The sequence below is a fragment of the Flavobacterium cheniae genome (assembly GCF_004363695.1).
GTDB classification, from domain to species: Bacteria; Bacteroidota; Bacteroidia; order Flavobacteriales; family Flavobacteriaceae; genus Flavobacterium; species Flavobacterium cheniae.
The window spans coordinates 125,982-144,783 of the sequence record NZ_SNZC01000003.1 but is presented as its reverse complement, the minus strand read 5'-3'; the positions used below and the strand labels follow the sequence as shown (position 1 = coordinate 144,783).

Below are 18,802 nucleotides of genomic sequence, written 5' to 3'. Positions count from 1 at the left end.
TTATTTTGATTGTAATTTTAATTTTTTAGCCCATTTTTCACTTACTTCCCATTGCTTTTGCATGGTTTTGTAATATTTAAACGGATTTTTAATCGTTTGTTGGTTGTAATATTTTAAAAACAAATTTAATTTATATCCAAGTATTTGCTCATTTGTATGATACAACATTTTAAACAACATTACAGTTGGCGAAGGTTTGGGTTGTATTGCTTCTTCTTGCCAAGGCAAAGTAGGTTGTACTCTAAATCCTCCTACTGGTGCTTTTAAATGTAAAATTTGTGGTTGTGGCAAATATAAAACATCATATCCTTTGTTTCGCAATTGCATCCCAAAATCGGCATCTTCTCCAAAACCATTTTCAAAACGCATATCAAATTTCAAACCTTCCAATGCTTCTCTTTTTACCATACTACAGCCTGAACCAAAAGTATCCCAATGCATCAGGTGATGAAAAACGGGAATTTCATTAGGTCTAAAGCAGGCTAAGGTAAACGCTTTTTCAGTGGTTTTTAAAATGCTTTTTAAACTTTCTTCAATAAAAGCAGGTGCTAGTTTAATATCATCATCGGCAAAAAACACCCAATCACTTTTTACTTCTTTCAAAGCCATATTTCTTGCATTACAAGCACCTGTTTGATGAATAAAATGATGAATTATTTCAAAAGGCCAAATTTCATTCTTCACATAATCTAACTCGGACTGACTATTTTCAAGAGGATTTTGTTCTACAATTATGATACGATTTGGAATTTTCGTTTGCGTTCTTAAATCACAAAGCACATCGTATAAATATTTTTTTCTACCAATAGTTGGAATCAAAACATCTAAAGTAACTTCTGAAAAATCTACATTTGAAATTTCTTGCTCTGTTTTAGCATTTGGGTCAAAAACAATTCGTTTAACTGAAATTACACTCATTAAAGATGCAATAGGAAATCGTTTTTCAAATAAAATAAATAACAAAAACAACTGCAAACATTTTGAAAAACCATAGTATTGTGCTGTCCATTGAAAAAGTTCATTGGTTGTTCCCAAGTGTGGCTTTACAACCTTTACTTCTAGAAGCAAATTGTGATTTGAATAAGTTCGCAATCCGTTTCTGTGACCCATTTTTGCCATAATGGTCAAAAAAAAACCAAAACTAAAATTATCATTAATGAATTGACTTCCGAAACTTACAAAACCTTGAGCCGAAATAGTTCCTATAAAAGCACTTGCTTGCCAACTTGCAAAGGAAACTCTTTTATTAATTTTTATAAAAGGTGAAGGTTCTACATAACCTACTTTTTCTGTTAAAAACTCTGTTTCAGATGGATTAAAAAAATGCATCACTTGACTTTCAGCATTTAGTTCAACCCAATTGTAATTTACATGATTCTTCAATGATTCGTGAATCCAGATCAATTGAGCATTCGGATATTGTTGCGAAAATTCGAAAATTAACTTCTGAATATCTTTAGAAGAATCAAACGAAGAAACGGCAGCGAAATCTTTATAGATTGCTGTAACTTTTTTAAAATTATGTACAAAAGTTAGGTTCATGTTTTACTTTATCAAATGCTGATAGTAATTAATATTTTCTGCTACTTTTTTAGTAATATCAAAATGTTCTTCAACATATAGTCTAGCTTCGTTACCCATTTTGGCATTACAATCCGTATCGCTTAAAAGTGTAATTATTTTTTGTGCAAACACCTCATGATTAGCAGGATGTACTAAGAAACCACTTTTCCCATCTTGCATTAATTCTTGTGCCCAACCAATGTTACTATTCACTACTGCTTTTTTCATTGCCATCGATTCGATAGTGACCATTCCGAGGGTTTCAGCGTAAGTAGGAAATACACAAGCATTTGCTTTTTTAATATAATCTTGCACTTCTGCGTAAGGCATTTTGCCTGAATAGGAAACCTGTTCCAAATCCTTTTCATAAAACTGTTGCTTAACTAATTCCCAAGTAGATTTGTTTCCTGTGGCTACATCTCCAGAATCGCCACCAATTAAAACCAATTGGGCTTCTGGAAACTGATTTCTCACTTTATGGAAGATTTCAGGCAATTCAAAAACGCCTTTTTTTCTTATTATAGTCCCAATGTACAAAACAAGTCCTTTCTCAAAACTTTCTGGATATTCATTATTGAATTGAGTTAAATCCAATCCGTAATGAATGGTTTTTATCTTCTCTTTGTGCAATCCAAAAAGTTCAGCCGAAACTTCACCTGCGTATTTCGTAGGAGCTATAAATCCTTTTGCTTTTCTTACCGCTAAAGTTTCAAACAATCGATTTTTAAACTTCTGTTTTCTTTTTTCGATATGACAAAAATAAGTGTCGCTTCCGTGAAAACGAATTACTAACGGAACCGTAAAATTTATAAAAGCAGTAACTCCTGTCCAATCGGGTGCTTCAATTAGATCTATTTTCTCTTTCTTAACAACCGAATTAATATAGTTTTGAAGGTGTTTTCTGTAAAAAAACCATTTTCCTAATCGATATTTTTTGTCTGAAATAAAATGAAAAACTATCTCATTTTCTTCAAAAACTTCCGATTTTGGCTGACCATATACAAAAACCGTTACCTTTACCCCTTTTGCAACCAAAGCCACCACCAAGTTTTTAATACTGGTGCCCAAACCACCCGAATGTTTTATTTTCGAATGTGGATATTCTGGAGTTAAAAAAGCGATATGCATAGTTATTTACTTAATTCTTTACAAAAGGCTAAAGTACAAAAAGTTCTTCCTTTACTATTTACGTGAATGTTATCGAAGAACAAATCTTCTGGTAAAATTCTGGAATGATTAATTATTTTAAATTGGTCAGTGTTCGGAAAAACGACATTTTTTCTATGAATAGGAGATTGATACACAATTAAATCAATAGCTTTTTGTTTGCATAGCTTTTTAATCTTTAAAAATGATGGATTTAAATAACTTGTTTCAATATTAGTAACAATTCCTTTTTCTATACGATTTTCAATTTGTGGATACGTGTAATTTCCTTTATCATCAAATCTATTTCTTTTTGTAGGTTTTAAAAAGGCATACATTGAAGGATAAAACAATTCATTATTATAATAGCTCACTCCTAAAATAGGCATGAACTTAGAATAAGTAAGTACTTTCAATCCTCCATGCTCCATTCGATTATAATAATTATAAATCAAAGTATCTTGAACTTCCGTTAAAAAACGATAATCGTTATTATTTAATTCGTTTACCGGATTTTGTAAATCACTCGGAGTAACACATAAAATCAATTGATCTATAGATTTTCCTAAAGAAAGGAAATATTGCAACATCAAATAATGCGAACTTAAAGAAGTATCGTCCATACTAATATTTAAACCAGAAGTATTTAAAATTTTATCAATCAACTTCGTATCTAATGTAGTTAATCCGGTACTAGAACCTAAAACCACATAATCAAAATGAGTTTCTTTGACACCATTTTTTACAAACTGATTTTTATACAATTGCGACTTCCCTAAAACATATAGAGATAAATAAGCAATTCCGTTTCCAATCAAAAGAATGAAAAACGTATAAATGGCTATTTTGGTTAGAAACTTCTTCATTAGAATTGGAAATAAATAAAGTCCATTTGATTTTTAAAACTTCCCATAAAGAAAATTAACAACACTAAAAGTAAAGCCCCAAAAGCAGAGATTTTAGGTAATTCTCTTTTTTTGATAACCCAAACTAATTCTTGCATAGATAAAATTCCGACAGCCAAAACACTTAAACCAAAAATCATCAAATTCGCATTGGTTTTATAGAATAAGGTCAATCCTAAATTTTTCAATTCTAACATATGAGCTAAATATTGAAAAGCATCTGTAATTGAATCCGCTCTAAAAAAGACCCAACCGATACAAACCACTAAAAAGGTTACCCCTATTTTAGCAAAATCGAGCCAACCATAGGATTTGGTAATCAAATGACTTCTATTTATGTTGAATAGTAATAATGGTAAAAACATCAAAGCATGAAATAAACCCCAAACTACATAGGTCCAATTGGCGCCATGCCAAAAACCACTTACCAAAAAGATAATCATAACGTTTCTAATTTGAAACCATTGTGAACCTTTTGAACCGCCAAGCGGAATATAAATATAATCGCGAAACCATGTAGATAATGAAATGTGCCAACGACGCCAAAATTCTGCAATATCTCTTGAGAAATACGGAAACTTGAAATTTACCATTAAATCAAACCCAAAAAGTTTAGATAAACCTATAGCAATGTCTGAATATCCTGAGAAGTCACCATAAATTTGGAAAGCGAAGAAAACCATTCCAACGAACAATTCGCCACTAGAATACGTTTCAGGACTTTCAAAAATCTTGTTTACAAAAAAAGCACAGTTATCCGCAACCACCACTTTTTTAAACATTCCCCAAATAATCAATTTGACACCGTCCACCGCATTTTGATACTCAAATGTTCGGTTTTTATAAAACTGAGGTAATAAATGAGAAGCTCTTTCAATTGGACCCGCTACTAATTGTGGAAAAAAAGTTACGAAAGCGGCAAAATCGATAAAACTTTTTGTAGGTTTCATTTCCTTTCGGTATACATCAATGGTGTAACTCAAGGTTTGGAACGTATAAAACGAAATTCCTACTGGAAGTATAATATTTAATGTACTGGCTTCCATTGTAATTCCAACACTTGACCAAGCTTCTATCCAACTTGCCACGAAAAAATTGTAATATTTAAAGAAACCTAACATCCCCAGATTCCCCACTAAACTAATTCCTAAAAGTAATTTTCGTTTTTTGGAAATGGATGTTTTTCCTAATTGTATAGCAATAAAATAATCTAAAAAAGTACTGGCGATAATTAAGGATAAAAAACGCCAATCCCACCAACCATAGAAAATATAACTGGCTACCAACAACAATACATTTTGTGCTCGTAGTTGGTTTTTAAATACAAACCAATACAAGAAAAAAACAGTAGGCAGAAAAAGTAAAAATTCTATCGAGTTAAAAAGCATTTACTATTTTTTAAATAAGTCTTCAATAATTTTAGTGGTGTATAACCTAGCGCCTTTATCATTCAAATGTCCGCATGAAGAAAAGTATTGATCTCCATCTACTACATGTTCATACTCTTTAATTTCAGGATACAAAGCTTTCACTTTTTTAAAATATTCCATTCCTTTTACATTCGAACACATAGGAGTCGTTACTGCTATCAAATTGACATTATTAGCATTACAAATTTGCTTAATTTCTTCGAAATAACGATTACGTAAAGGCACTAAACTTTCAATATTGTTCTTCATGTTGGCTTTAGGATTATATCCAAGCGGATAATACCCATTATTTGCCAAGGTATTGGTCGGTTCGTTTACCAAGGTTTTACACCAAGCTCTAAAACCTACTTTAGCATCAAATTGTATGTAACGATAAAACGGCACATAATACAATTCGGTAAAATCGGGTTCGTTTTTAAAATGTTCTGCAATAGTATTCGATTGATGCATAAACGGCATGAAACGTCCAAAAGTACCATCATCACGTTTTTCGTTGGACAGATTTAAATCCGTTTCTACAATGACGTTTTTTATTTCCCAACCGCGCTCTATCATTAATTTTAGTAGCAAAGAAGTTTCAAACAAATGTGCACCACTCATTCCGAAATTAAAAGTTTTCAACCCTTCTTTTTCAAACAACTCCGACACAAAATGGTTATTCGCTCTTGAAGTTCCTAAAATAATAACATCATAATTTTGAGGTTTCGAATTGATAACATTTTCTACTTTATTTCGAGTTTCCGATTGTGCAAAAACAGTGGTATAAATGAAATCTAATGCAAAAGCGGAGAGCAAAAGCACCAACAAAATTTTTCCGACAAAGACAAAAAACTGTTTCATTAGAATTGGAAATAAATAAATTCTTTATAATCGGAATACACGCCTAAAGCTAATAAAGCCATAATCGCTAAGGTTACTTTTATCCAACTTGCTTTTCCTGATAAAGGCTCTACTTTAGTACGATTGAACCATTCAACAAATACAAAAATCATTACCAAAAATAGTAATTCAAAATTATAACGTTCGTTACTCAAATATTGCGAATCAAAATGGAAATCGGTCACCATTTTTTGGATATATCCGACAGCTTCAGTCATTGATTTTGCTCTAAAGAAAATCCACGCAATTGTAGTTAAAGCAAAAGTACCTAAAATATTCAAAATGGTTTTTACACTGCTTATATTCCAACCCATTTCAATTTCGCCCATATTGGAACGATTCTTATTTTGCAATAACAAAGGCAAGAAATAAATTGCATTCAATAAGCCCCAAATAATAAACGTCCAATTGGCTCCATGCCAGAATCCGCTCACTAGGAAAATGATGAATGTATTTCTAACTTTCATCCACATACCCCCTTGACTTCCTCCTAAAGGAATGTATAAATAATCGCGGAACCATGATGATAACGAAATGTGCCAACGACGCCAAAACTCGGCAATGTCTCTGGAAAAATAAGGATAATTGAAATTCTTTAATAAATCGATTCCGAATAATTTAGAGGTTCCTAATGCAATATCGGAATACCCTGAGAAATCACCATAAATTTGGAAGGCAAAGTAAATAGCTCCTAAAATTAACGACAACGAATTCATAGATTCGTAGTTGTCAAAAACTGCATTGGCATAAGTGGCGCAACTGTCTGCAATTACTACTTTTTTAACCAATCCCCAAATGATTTGATAAACGCCTTCTTTCGCTTTTTCAAAATTAAAATGGCGTTTGATTTTTACTTGTGGTAATAAATGTGTGGCTCTTTCAATAGGTCCAGCAACCAAAAGTGGAAAGTAACTTACGAATAAAGAATAATCAATAAAATTAAGCTCAGCTGTGATGCGTTTGTAATAAATATCAATTACATATGACAAACCATGAAATGTATAAAAGGATATTCCAACAGGAAGAATTAATTTCAATAAAACTGGATTCGTTTGAAATCCGAAACCGTTTAACAAATCGGCAAAAGATTGCGCAAAAAAATCGTAGTATTTAAAAACGCCTAAAAATCCTAAGTTAATCCCAATAGTTAACCACAACCACAACTTGCGTTTTTTATCCGAAGTGCTGTTTTCCATCATAATAGCGCTGAAGTAATCCAGCAAAGTAGAAAACACCAATAAAAACAAAAATCGCCAATCCCAACACGAGTAAAAATAATAACTCGCTATAATCAATACCGCATTTTGAGTAGTTTTATTTTTATTAAATACTAACCAATACAGTAAAAATACGATGGGTAAAAAAATGGCAAAGGATAAGGAGTTGAAAAACATACTATTTTTTTACAATACTATTAATGCCTTCCCAAATATTCTCTGAAGCTTTTGTTGGCTCCATTCCTACTACTACATCAAACCATTTTTTCCCGACTGGAACATTGGATTGCTTTCCGTCTAAAATAGCTTTTACAATAGAAGTTAGTTCTTTTTTATCATAAACAAACAAGGCCGCTTCTTTATTTGGCATCGAACGAAAATGAATGTACCTGTAATTTTGTCCGATATCGCGAATTCCTTTTTGTAATTGCGGTTGTTCGTAATCAAAAAACAAACACGATTTATCATGTGCCACAAAATCGAAGACCATTGAAGAGGCAATATTTCCAACGAATTCAGTATGCTCACAAATATTAGATTGTAGAGCAAAATCTTCTTTGGTTGGCATAATTTCGTTCCAACTCGTGCCTACTGGTCGCCATAAGGGATCAATAGAAACAATAACATCCTGATATTGTTGTAAGACAGCATCGTATCGATTCGTAAAATCTACAGGACATTTTCTGTAAATAATGCCCAAGTTATATCCTTGTTGGTTTAATTCACGAACTGAAATCGCTAAATCTTCTAAATAATATTGATCTAAAGGTGATGTTACAATATCATCTCCCGAAAAACAAATGTATTTTTTTTCTAAATCTAAATGGTGTGACTTATAAAAATCTTCTTTTGATTGCAATAAACTCGTATCGAAATGGCTTTCAAATTGTGGTGTTCCTGTAACAAAAACTTGCTCTGGTTGTACATACGGACAATATTGAAGCAATTCTTTTTTCATATAATCGCTCCACACAAAATAAAAATCGGGTTCAATTAGCGTGGTAGCTTTAGGTAAATTATCCCATGAAAAAATAAAGGAAGCCGTAGGAATTCCTAAATCTTGAGCAGCCAAAATAGGCGCAATAGCTTGAGTTGGTCGAGGATTCGTACAAAAAACAATATCGGGTTTGTGCTCTAGTAATTGCTTTTTACAATACTCATATTTAGAGGTACTTCTTTCTAACTTTTTAATTTTAGTTCGAATGCTCTCTACTCCTTTTTCAGTAGATTTTGTAGCTACTAAAAAATCGACATTTAAACTTTTAATAATATTTTTTATTCCCTTGTAAGATTGCGGAAAATTATAGGTATTATAAACCGTTTCCTTGAATTTTTTATCGAAAACGTTTAACTCACAACGCTTTCTAGCACGAGTATATACCGTTGTCCAAGGATGTAATTGATGATTTGTAATATTTACTTCATCATATCCTAATTCTTCTTTTATTTTAAAAGGCGTATTATTCCAATACACCATTTCATATCCTAAAGTTGTACCAATAGCATTAAAATTGGTTAAAGCGAAATTACGCAAACCTACACCGTCAGGTAAAAAAATAAAGGCTTTTTTACTCATACTATTTTTTTAAAAACTTATAAACCCCAATATTTTTAAAAAAAGAAACTATATTCCTCTTTGACTTATTTTTAACATTACTGAAAAAATATTTTCTATTGTTAGAATCAAAAATATTTTTTCTTTTGCTCTCATACTTTTTTAATATGTTGATAACTGTTTCGTAATTATTATTTTTCTTTTTATTAGTCACAAGTTCTCTTTTTACAAATAAAGCCTGTACATTTTCATTACCAATCACCATATCAAAACCATTCTTATTCATAAAGGACTCTAAAATAGCTAAATTAAAATGGACTGTATGTGCATTTTGAAGATATCTTAAAAAATCATTTCTATAATTTTTGGTTAAATTATCTAAACCAGGAACTTCTATGTAAATCATATCTCCTACATTTAAATAATTATACCATTTCTGAATTTCAATATTTGGATTTAATATATGTTCTAAAACATGGGAGTAAATAACCAAATTTGGTTTTATTTTTTTTTCAAAAATGACATCTATTGTTCCACTAAAAAGTTCAATTCCTTTTTCTTTTCCAAAATCCACATAACTACTCCCCAAATCAACCCCCCAAACAGCACATCCATTTTCTTTAAAAAAACTAAGAATTCCTCCAGCACCAGCGCCAACTTCAACAATATTTAAATCTTCAAGATTTACATTTTGTCTTATAAAATCATATATTAATTTTCCATGATTATGTTGATTTTTAAAAAAAACATCTGTTCCAATGCTATTCCCAGAATACAATTGTCTGTAGTGATTTTCATAAAAATCATTATATGAATTCTGATTCATTCTAGGATTTGTTTGTAAAAGTCCGCATTCTCTACAAATTACAGTAGAAACAGCTAAACCATATCTATCCTTTTCAGCAATTAAATCAAATCCATTAGAATTACAATTTAAACATTCAACAGCTTCAAATACATATTTACTTGAATCTATTTTAGATTTAATTGCATTAAGAGCTTCCGTTTGGGATTTATTTAACTCCAATATAGCTTTACCATTAGCCTTATATCTACTTGAAAGGATTTTATTTGAAAGGATTTCCATGTTCTGAAATTAATTTGCTATTTGATGGTTTTATATATTTTGTTAATGTTGAAAAATTAAAGCAAAAATCATCATCTTCCTGATTTAAATAAAAAACTTTTTCATCATCAATATATTGAGAAAACATTTCTTTGCCAATGTTATTAATCAATATAGTTGGAACACCTAACAAATGAGCTTCAATTAAACAACCTGAAAAATTAGTTATATGAACAATTGAGGAAAGTAATGCTTTTGGCAAAGGCATTTCATCAATAGAACTTTGTATGATTGCTTTATCTTCAATTTGATGTTGAATTAAAAACGCCTTTATTTCTTCAATTTCAATGTAATTTCTGGGATGCAAACGCAATATCCATTGATAGGGTAAATCCTTAATTAATTGAATAACTTTAGGAGTCAACATATCTTGAATTTCAAAAGGAAATGTTTGCAAACTGTAAATAATTGTATTGCTCTCGCTTCTTTCAAAATGATTATGCTTCAACCAATAATTAACAAAAGGCTGTCCCACCACTTTTGCTATACTATTATTTTTATGACACCATTTTTCAATATTTATTTTTGAAAATTCATCCCAATTCCAAAATTCTTTAGGCAATAAAGCATATCCATCTGATGGGAATTTAGTCCATGCTGAAAAAACCATGTGAATATTCGTTTGCGGACCGTGCTGAAAATCAACCGTTTTTATTCCCATTTGATTTGCCGTTAAAAGAGCCGCATACAAATCGTCATAACCATAGAAGCCTAAAAAAACTAATGTTTTAGGTTGTGTCTTCTTATAAAATCTTCTAAAGAAAGGTTGCAAAGCAATAACTCTTCTAGACCAATTTTTCAAATCTTGAACGGAGAATCGCAACAAATCCAATCGGATAGGTAATTGCTTTAAATAGGCATAAAAATCATCATAATTTTCTAAAGAAACACTATCGTTTTTAGACGTAAACTTTTCTTTAAAATTTAATAAATTCTTATAATTTCTTACTTCTTGTTCTAAAGAAATAACCGCTTCTTTATTAAAAGTATTAGGATAAACTTTTTGATACTCTACATTATAAACCTCATTTTTAAGATGGTGAATATCCACTAAAGAATCATAAAATCGATTAAAATAAAGTCCGTTTTGCTTTACCCTATGAATGTGTGAACCAAACAACAAATGAGGCTTCTTTTTTAAACTGAAAAAGAAAAAATTCAACTTAAAAAAAGAAGAAAAAATTAGAAAGAGTTTAGAAAATATGGTTTTTTTTGAACTAGAAGTGTGCTTAACATCGGAAGTTGTTTCATCCTTTTCTAGCTTTTTATTCATCATCATTAAAAGATGAATGTAAAGTTTAATTCGGAGATAAGGCCATATTTTGATATGATTTACTTCCCATTTTTCAACTGGCCATTTTTCTTCAATATGAAGAATTACTTTTTTAATTTCGTCTTGGGAACTGATGCTATTCATATCAATTTTTAAAAGGGCAAACTTCCATTAATCCATTTCTTAAATCTTCCAGTACTTGAGGATTTGGCAATGAAACATATTGTTGAAATAAGCTGGTCATTTCATCATTAGTGTAGGCTTCTGTTTTTATTTCGGGATGGTAAAATGGAATTTGAATCGATTCCATGTAATCTTGATATTTGATGTCATCACCAAAAACTTTGTCTGAAAATTTTTGCCAAATAGCCGGAATTCCATATGCATGGGCAATAATTACACCGTGTAAGGAAGAAGAAATTATTCTTTCACATTGTAAAAATTCAATGGTTTTAGACTCGATATCATTGGTCATCATATCTATTAAATGGATATCCGATCTGTTTTCAAACCACTTCTCCACAACTTTATAATCGTTGTAATGCGGAACGATGCCATATTGATATTTCTTATCTACTTTCGGATTAAAATAACGCGGCAATAACAAAGCAGGATCGCCATAAACTTCTGGCACTTCATAACCTAAATCCATTAAATATTTTCGGGTTTGAGGGCCACGAACGGCTAAAAATTTAGCGTTTTTAATTTTGATTTCCTTATTGATAATGCCACTTCCCCAAACGATACATTTATGATTTACATTAGCTAGAATGCTTCCAATAGTTACATAAATGGGTGAGAAAAAATCTAAAAAAGAAAACTTTTTAGGCCAAGCAAAAACCACTTTTTTACCCGAAATTTTTTCTACTAAAAATTTACCCAAGACATCCCCATAATTTTCTTTGGATTTGCCTTGGATAATTTTTTCATTCCACCAAAATAATCGGATGGTATTTTTAAGCATAAAAATTATACTTTTTTATTTTTCAACTTATCGCGTTGTACTTGCTCAATTGGTAAAATATCTTGACTTTTAAAACTAAGTGCTTTACTTACCGCTTTTAAATCACGACATAATTTACGTAACCCTTCTGGCTCTAAAGATGCCGCATGATCAGTACCTTTCCAAGTTCTATCAATTGTATAATGACGCTCAATAACATTTGCCCCTAGAGTATAAGCGGCAACGTCTACTGCAATTCCTAAATGATGTCCAGAAAAACCAATGTGTTTTACTTTGTCTCCATATTTTTCAATCAATAAATTGATATCTAATAAGCAAACGTCTTCAAATGGAACTGGATATCCAGAAGTACAGTTATACAATACTAAATCTTTGTTTCTACCCTTTTCAATGAAGAAATTAACTAAATCATCAGCTTCTCCTTTAGTAGTCATACCAGTTGAAATGTGAATTTCTCCTTTATAATTATCACATAACCAACCTAACATATCATAGTTGTTGTTACATGCAGAAGGAATTTTTATGTATTCTGGATTTAAAGATGCAATTTCTTTTGCAGAAGTAGTATCCCAAACCGATGTTGAATACACAATACCCATTTCCTCACAATAGGCTTTTAATTCAGCATGTTGATTAACATCAAATTCTAAATATTCTCTGTGCGCACCATAAGTATCTCCATAAGAGTTAGCAGGATTAGGGTGTGGTGCATTGTATTGATCTTCTGTCAATAATTCTTTATTGTTACGTTTCTGAAATTTTACTGAATCCGCATTACAAAATATTTTAGCTATTTTGATTAATTCTTTTGCGATTTCCATTTCACCTTTATGGTTACAACCAATTTCGGCAATTACGTAAGGTTTTTTATATTCTGTCATTTTCATTCTATTAGAAAGGCAAAGAAAAATAATTTTATCGAATAATCACAACTAATCTCTGTTAATCTTCAGTTATTTATGAACGATAACATTTTCATATGATTTAAAAAATTAGTCAAGCCAAAAAAAACATTAAAATCTTTTATTGTAATTCATTATCCATTCACAAACTTCTCTGATAGCACCATCTGCAGAATTATTTGACAATGTAAAATCTACTTGTTGCTTAACAATTGTCGTAGCATTAGCTGGAGCAAACGACCAACCTACTGTGCAAAGATTAGCCAAGTCATTTACATCATCTCCTACATAAGCCAAATTGGCCCATGAAGTTTGTTGTTGATTTATAAAATCTTGCAAAAAGGAATACTTATCTTTTACTCCTAAAAAGGTATGTTTTATTTGAAGTTTCTGCATGCGTTTCGCTACTAAATCAGAGTTTTCTGAAGTGATTACAACAACTTCAACGTTATTTTGTCTTAAGATTTCTAATCCCATACCGTCACGCATATCAAACTTTTTCATCAACTCGCCTTCTGCTCCGTAATAAACACATCCATCTGTAAAAACACCATCAACATCTAATACTAAATAATTAATTCGTTCTTGTTTCTTAAAAGCTTTTTGGCGTTCTGCTAGTAAACTTTCTATAATAGTCCAATCGGAAAGGCTATCGATTTCCATTAAAGTTTCCTCAGGCATTTCAACCAAACCTATGGTTTCACTAACTCTGTTTTTACTTTTTAGGAAAGCGTCTTTTGTTGTAGCATAAACAGCTCCGTTTTCCATCAATAAACCTGCAAAATCTTGTCTTCTTGGACGATTAAAAACATCATAATTTTGAGGTGTTCCATCTACATTCCAAGTAAAACGATGTGTTTTTACTACACTTAATGCAGCCGTTTTTCCTTCGGTACTTATCTCAGATAAAGCACTATTAATATCTTGTGAAGTGGTTAAAGGCGACGTAGCTTGCAACAAACATAAAACATCAAAATCGTGATTGATTTTTTCAGCAAACTCTAACATAGCACTTTCTGTAGATGCGGTATCATTCGCATTTTCATCATTGCGAAGCAAACCTTTTACTTTACTTGTCCAGTGATATTCTTTACTTATAAAGTTTAAAATTTCCTCATCATCTGTAAACACATAAACTTCGTCCAAATCAGAAAAAATAGCGGCACCTAAAACCCATGAAAATAAAGGACGTCCTAACATTTTCTTTTTATTTTTTCCTGGAATTCCTTTAGAACCTTTTCTAAGTGGAATGATGGCAACTTTTTTCATTTTAATTTAATTTTTTATAGATAGAAATCACTTCATTTTTAACTTTTATGTAGTGTAACTTTGGAACAATTTCTGCTTGATTTAAACTTTCAGCTTTTTCAAAATTACAATTATTGACAGCGTGAATTACAATTTCTTTTATTTTCTGTACTTCTTCACAATCCTCAATTAACAAACCATTCTCTCCATCTCGAATTAACTCAGCTGTAGCACCACCAGGATTAGATTGAATAGGAAACGCTCCCATAAAAATAGCTTCAAGCATAGTATTTGGCATGCCATCTGAATTACTATTCCCTATGTAGATTAAGGATTTACCCATTAATTTTAGTACTTCTTCGTGTGGAATCTTTCCTAAAATTTCAAAATTACCCCAACTTTTTAATGGTGATTGTTTCACAAAATCAAAAGTTTGAGGATCGGCACCAAAAACTACAATTTCGTAATTATGTAATTGTTCTTTTAACGTTGCTATCGCCTTTAAAACAGGAATAGCTCTACCAGAACGACCTTGGAAACCTTTTATCAAAATAGTTTTTCGTTGTGAAATGGGTAATTTGTATGTTTCCATCTCGTTTAACTCAAAACCGCCGCCACCGGGAAAAACTCCTAAAAATTTACCTGTAAATCCGTATTGTTTTGCTATTTCATAATCGCGCTGGCAATCGGTGAACAAATAATTAATTCGTGGTAGAACACGTTTAATATCTTTTAAGTAAGTAGATTCGTTTTGAAAATAAAACAAATCGCTACCCCAAGAAGAATAAATCCATTTTTGAGTTGGATTTTTCTCCATAACTTCCATTATAGGGGAACAAGATAAATACAAAGCAAAGCTGTGCACAACATCAGGTTGAATTTCATTCAAATAATTTTCAAAAGTTTTCGCTGTGTATTTTTCGTTAAATTGATGAATGTATTCATATAATTTCGGAAACTTATTTTTAACAAATATGCGTCCTGGATAATTCCACTTTAATTTCCAATCTACTTTTTGTTGCATCCAAGAAATTTTTGATACTGTCTTACTCATTCCTGTAATATCAAACCAATATACCTCGTGTCCGGCATCTTGTAATTGATTGGCCCAACGAAAGAAATGCAAAGTAGGTATGGAAACCATTAAAATTTTCATGCTACAAAATTTAGAACTAAAATGATTTTATTCGTTTGTCTATTAAATGAATAGTGATAAGGGCAATTGCGATAATTTTTTATAATTTCTTCTAAAACTAGATTGTTTACATATTCCATTTTATAAAAAGGGAGTGCTTTTTTTCCTAGAATTCTTTTGATAAAATTCTTATTTTTCTCTTTGCGTGAAAGGTCATGAATTTCTATTTGAATAACTTCATTTTTAAAATTTTTCAATTGTGCTAATAAAGCATTCACTTGAAGCAAAGAAGAGGAAACAATTATTTTCTTTTCGGGAAATTGCAACTTTTGATAATCGGCATCATGGGTTAATTGTCCCCAATTTTGATATTGATTAACTACTGTACGTTTATTTTTTTGCGTTTGAATCATGTAAGCATGATTAATGCGCTCTAATTGTGAATGATAAGGATGCGTACTCCTTTTACTGCGATACGCTTTTGGATGCCATTGATGCTTAACCAAAATTTGTTCTTCATAAAATGCAACTTGTAATCCTAAATTTTGCATTCGAATATGAGCATCGGTATCTTCTGCTCCCCAACCTTGATAAAACTCATCAAAACCATTGACGCTTTTTAAAATTGCTGTCGGAAATAGGGTATTTCCTGTTACATCTTTACCTCCTTTAAAATCGACTTTTAAATCTTCAAAACTTTGCTTTTTAACCGATTCTGTCTCACTTAAAAATCCGTATTGAAAATAATGTACGATATTAGGATTTACTACACTTTTTAAAGTTTGAATATAGTTTGGATGAAAAATCAAATCAATATCACCTACCACAAAATAAGGCTGGGTAGCCTTTTGAAGCGCTATATTGATAGCGCGACATTTGCTCCATAACTGACCAGAAGTAGGACAAGAAACAAATTGAATTTTAGGATACTGAAGCACTAATGTTTTTAGTTCGTTCAAATACGTTTCGTTTGAACCATAATCAACAAGAAACCATTCAAAATCAATATCCGATTGGCTTTGAAGAGAATCCAAACAATTTTTAATGATTCGGATATCACGATTTCTATTGGTTAAAACTAAGGTAATCAAGATGTAAAATTATTTATTTGTTCTTTTGTTAATCCTTTACTTTTTAAAAGTGCCTTTTTTATAGGTTTAAAGTACAATATTTTTTTAAATAGATATTCCGAAAACAAATATTCCAATCGATTTTTTTTTAAAATAGCAAATTTTGAATATTTATTTTCTTTTTTTGAAATCTCTATAAGTGAATTATACATTTCTCTCATCCAAGGTTCCACTTGATTTCCTATGTGATACGCATAATTATCATATGTTGACAAACGATAACCTCCCATTTTTAAAACAGGTTCATCTGTATATAAATATTCGCTATCGCCACCTAATTTAAATTTGCTGTTCGTTTTAGGTAATTCTTGAAAAACTTCTCTTTTATAAGTTGCTACAAAATGAGGACAACCCAAAACAGCAACGGTTCCGTTTTTTGAGGTTAATGTTCCAATCGTATCTTTCCATTTTTCATCAAGCCAAGGCCAACCAATGCTATTAGCAAATCGAGTTAATGCAGCAACGTTTTTTATTGGTTTAAAAAAAAGACGCTTGGAGAAAAGGTTTCGAATCCAAATATTAGCCGTTAAGTGGAAATGTTTTCTAAAAACAGGTACAGGTGATACAGCTCCTGCTTTTGGGAATGCTTCAAAAACTTCCGAAACGGCTTCTTCCCATCCATTACAAAACAAAACATCGGCGTCTGTTATGGTGATTAAGCGTTCTTCAGCAGTTCTAAGTGATTTTAAAATACTATTGATTTTTCCAACAGCTTCTTTTTCAATAATTAACTCATCAATAAATCCTTTTTTTTGTAATTCGTAAAGTTTATCGTTTACCGAATCACATGAGTTATTACTTACTACGGATATTTTTAATTGTGTTACGCTAGTTTTAATAACCGAAAACAAACAAAATTCAAATATTTGATACGCTTCTTTGTAATAGTCTTCTTCATTTGGAATATACAAAGGAATAATTACCCGATGTGATGAAACATTCGGATTTAATAATACATCCTTTGAAATATTTGCGCCTTTTCTCATTTTTTAAACGGACACGAAGCAAATAAAGCTTCTTGTGTTTGAATTAACTTATCTTTTGAAGGTAATAAAACAGAGGTGTTTTCACTTAATAATTTTTCAAAATCAACAATTGAACTTTCAGACGGGTTAATGAAAAACTCTTGGTGATAAGTAATATTTAATGATTCAAAATAGTCATAAAACTTGACATTATCACCAGATACTTTATTTGAAAATTTAACCCATAAAGCCGGTATTTCATAAGCATGAGATACAATTACACCATGTAAAGAAGAAGAAATAATTTGCTGACACTCTAGTATTTCTTGAGTTGTTTTTACAACATCATTAGTCATTAAATTAATAACTTTAATTGTTGTATCATCTTTAAATCGAGCAACAATAGCATCATAATCAACATAATGCGGAATAATTCCTAAAGCATATTTTTCCTCTTTTACATTTGAGATGAATTTAGGTAATAAAAGAGCAGGATCTCCATATACTTCTGGAACTTGATAGCCCAATTCTAATAAACGCTTTCTAGTTCTTGGTCCTCTAACAGCTACAAATTTAGCTGCTCTTACATTTTCATTTTTTTTAATAATACCGCTTCCCCAAACGATTGAGTTTTTACTGGCAGCACAAATAATGCTTCCAACAGTTATATAATGCTTAATAAACCATTTATACCAGCGTTGCATAGGATGCGAAACTTTAACCACTTTTTTACCAGATAATTTTTCAGCTAAAAAAGGAGCTAAAATATCTCCGTAGTTATCAATCTCTCCTTGCGCATTGAGTGCCCACCAATAAACATGAATTTTATTCATTAGCATTATAATTTTTAAAGAAGAAATCTTTATTTACTTTTATTTTTTCATCATCCCAATTCCACCATTCTGAAGCTAGAAGTATTTTTTTTGAAGCTTCTGTAAATCTATTTTTTATAAACTTTGCTGGAACTCCTCCAATAATGGAGTAAGGTTCAACATCTTTAGTAACTACGCTTCCAGTTCCAATTATAGTGCCATGACCAATTTTAACATTTGGCAAAACACTTACATTGTCACCAATCCAAACATCACTTCCAATTTCTATTGAAAACTTGTTTGTATAAAGATTAGCTTTTTTGGGTTTATCTTGAAAATATTTTTTGTAAAAACCATATTGCATTACTGCAAAATTATAATCGTGATTAGATGTAATAAATTTTACATCTCTACCTAATGCGCAAAATGAACCAATCTTAATTTTACCAGAACCTCTAATTTCAAAATTTCCATTGTGAAAAGTATCTTTACCAACTTCAATATTGCTTGATGGCTGAATTAGTACTGGAAGTTTTTCGTATTCCAATACAC

17 protein-coding genes are annotated in these 18,802 nt (G+C 31.0%); all 17 read right to left on the bottom strand.

What is annotated here, in order from left to right:
• Window positions 1–1,542, bottom strand: a complete 1,542-nt coding sequence (locus C8D80_RS09460; protein WP_133609725.1) for a glycosyltransferase family 2 protein — start codon at window positions 1,540–1,542, stop codon at window positions 1–3.
• Window positions 1,543–1,545: 3 nt separating this feature from the next.
• Window positions 1,546–2,691, bottom strand: a complete 1,146-nt coding sequence (locus C8D80_RS09455) for a glycosyltransferase family 4 protein (RefSeq protein ID WP_133609722.1) — start codon at window positions 2,689–2,691, stop codon at window positions 1,546–1,548.
• 2 nt (window positions 2,692–2,693) lie between these two features.
• Window positions 2,694–3,575: a hypothetical protein gene (locus C8D80_RS09450; protein ID WP_133609720.1), complete on the bottom strand. Its 882-nt coding sequence runs from the start codon at window positions 3,573–3,575 to the stop codon at window positions 2,694–2,696.
• A complete protein-coding gene (locus C8D80_RS09445) occupies window positions 3,575–5,002 on the bottom strand; it encodes an MBOAT family O-acyltransferase (RefSeq protein WP_162845061.1) in 1,428 nt (475 codons plus the stop codon). Before C8D80_RS09445 ends, C8D80_RS09450 begins: the two co-directional genes overlap by 1 nt.
• Window positions 5,003–5,005: 3 nt before the next feature.
• Window positions 5,006–5,884, bottom strand: coding sequence for a hypothetical protein (locus C8D80_RS09440; protein WP_133609718.1), 879 nt, complete (start codon window positions 5,882–5,884; stop codon window positions 5,006–5,008).
• Window positions 5,884–7,317, bottom strand: coding sequence for an MBOAT family O-acyltransferase (locus tag C8D80_RS09435; protein WP_133609716.1), 1,434 nt, complete (start codon window positions 7,315–7,317; stop codon window positions 5,884–5,886). Before C8D80_RS09435 ends, C8D80_RS09440 begins: the two co-directional genes overlap by 1 nt.
• Before the next feature lies 1 nt (window position 7,318).
• Window positions 7,319–8,716: a glycosyltransferase family protein gene (locus C8D80_RS09430; protein WP_133609714.1), complete on the bottom strand. Its 1,398-nt coding sequence runs from the start codon at window positions 8,714–8,716 to the stop codon at window positions 7,319–7,321.
• A gap of 1 nt (window position 8,717) precedes the next feature.
• Window positions 8,718–9,782: a class I SAM-dependent methyltransferase gene (locus C8D80_RS09425; RefSeq protein ID WP_133609712.1), complete on the bottom strand. Its 1,065-nt coding sequence runs from the start codon at window positions 9,780–9,782 to the stop codon at window positions 8,718–8,720.
• Window positions 9,763–11,238, bottom strand: coding sequence for a hypothetical protein (locus C8D80_RS09420; protein WP_133609710.1), 1,476 nt, complete (start codon window positions 11,236–11,238; stop codon window positions 9,763–9,765). Before C8D80_RS09420 ends, C8D80_RS09425 begins: the two co-directional genes overlap by 20 nt.
• 1 nt (window position 11,239) lies before the next feature.
• Complete coding sequence (locus tag C8D80_RS09415; protein WP_133609708.1) at window positions 11,240–12,058, bottom strand: polysaccharide pyruvyl transferase family protein; 819 nt, start codon at window positions 12,056–12,058, stop codon at window positions 11,240–11,242.
• Window positions 12,059–12,063: 5 nt separating this feature from the next.
• Window positions 12,064–12,939 (bottom strand): N-acetylneuraminate synthase family protein, encoded by an 876-nt coding sequence (locus tag C8D80_RS09410; RefSeq protein ID WP_133609705.1) that lies wholly within the window; start codon window positions 12,937–12,939, stop codon window positions 12,064–12,066.
• A gap of 132 nt (window positions 12,940–13,071) precedes the next feature.
• Entirely contained in the window at window positions 13,072–14,229 is a 1,158-nt protein-coding gene (locus C8D80_RS09405; protein ID WP_133609703.1) for an acylneuraminate cytidylyltransferase, read from the bottom strand.
• Window position 14,230: 1 nt separating this feature from the next.
• Window positions 14,231–15,364 (bottom strand): glycosyltransferase family 4 protein, encoded by a 1,134-nt coding sequence (locus C8D80_RS09400; RefSeq protein ID WP_133609701.1) that lies wholly within the window; start codon window positions 15,362–15,364, stop codon window positions 14,231–14,233.
• The gene (locus C8D80_RS09395; protein WP_133609699.1) at window positions 15,361–16,434 is read right to left on the bottom strand and encodes a glycosyltransferase family 2 protein; all 1,074 of its coding nucleotides are present in this window, start codon (window positions 16,432–16,434) and stop codon (window positions 15,361–15,363) included. Before C8D80_RS09395 ends, C8D80_RS09400 begins: the two co-directional genes overlap by 4 nt.
• Entirely contained in the window at window positions 16,431–17,459 is a 1,029-nt protein-coding gene (locus C8D80_RS09390) for a glycosyltransferase (protein WP_133609697.1), read from the bottom strand. The genes C8D80_RS09395 and C8D80_RS09390 overlap by 4 nt, the downstream gene beginning before the upstream one ends.
• Window positions 17,456–18,271 carry a polysaccharide pyruvyl transferase family protein gene (locus tag C8D80_RS09385; RefSeq protein WP_158633783.1) on the bottom strand — a complete coding sequence of 272 codons (816 nt, stop codon included), beginning with the start codon at window positions 18,269–18,271 and terminating at the stop codon, window positions 17,456–17,458. The genes C8D80_RS09390 and C8D80_RS09385 overlap by 4 nt, the downstream gene beginning before the upstream one ends.
• Window positions 18,264–18,797: a CatB-related O-acetyltransferase gene (locus C8D80_RS09380; protein WP_158633784.1), complete on the bottom strand. Its 534-nt coding sequence runs from the start codon at window positions 18,795–18,797 to the stop codon at window positions 18,264–18,266. Before C8D80_RS09380 ends, C8D80_RS09385 begins: the two co-directional genes overlap by 8 nt.
• Window positions 18,798–18,802: the final 5 nt, after the last annotated feature.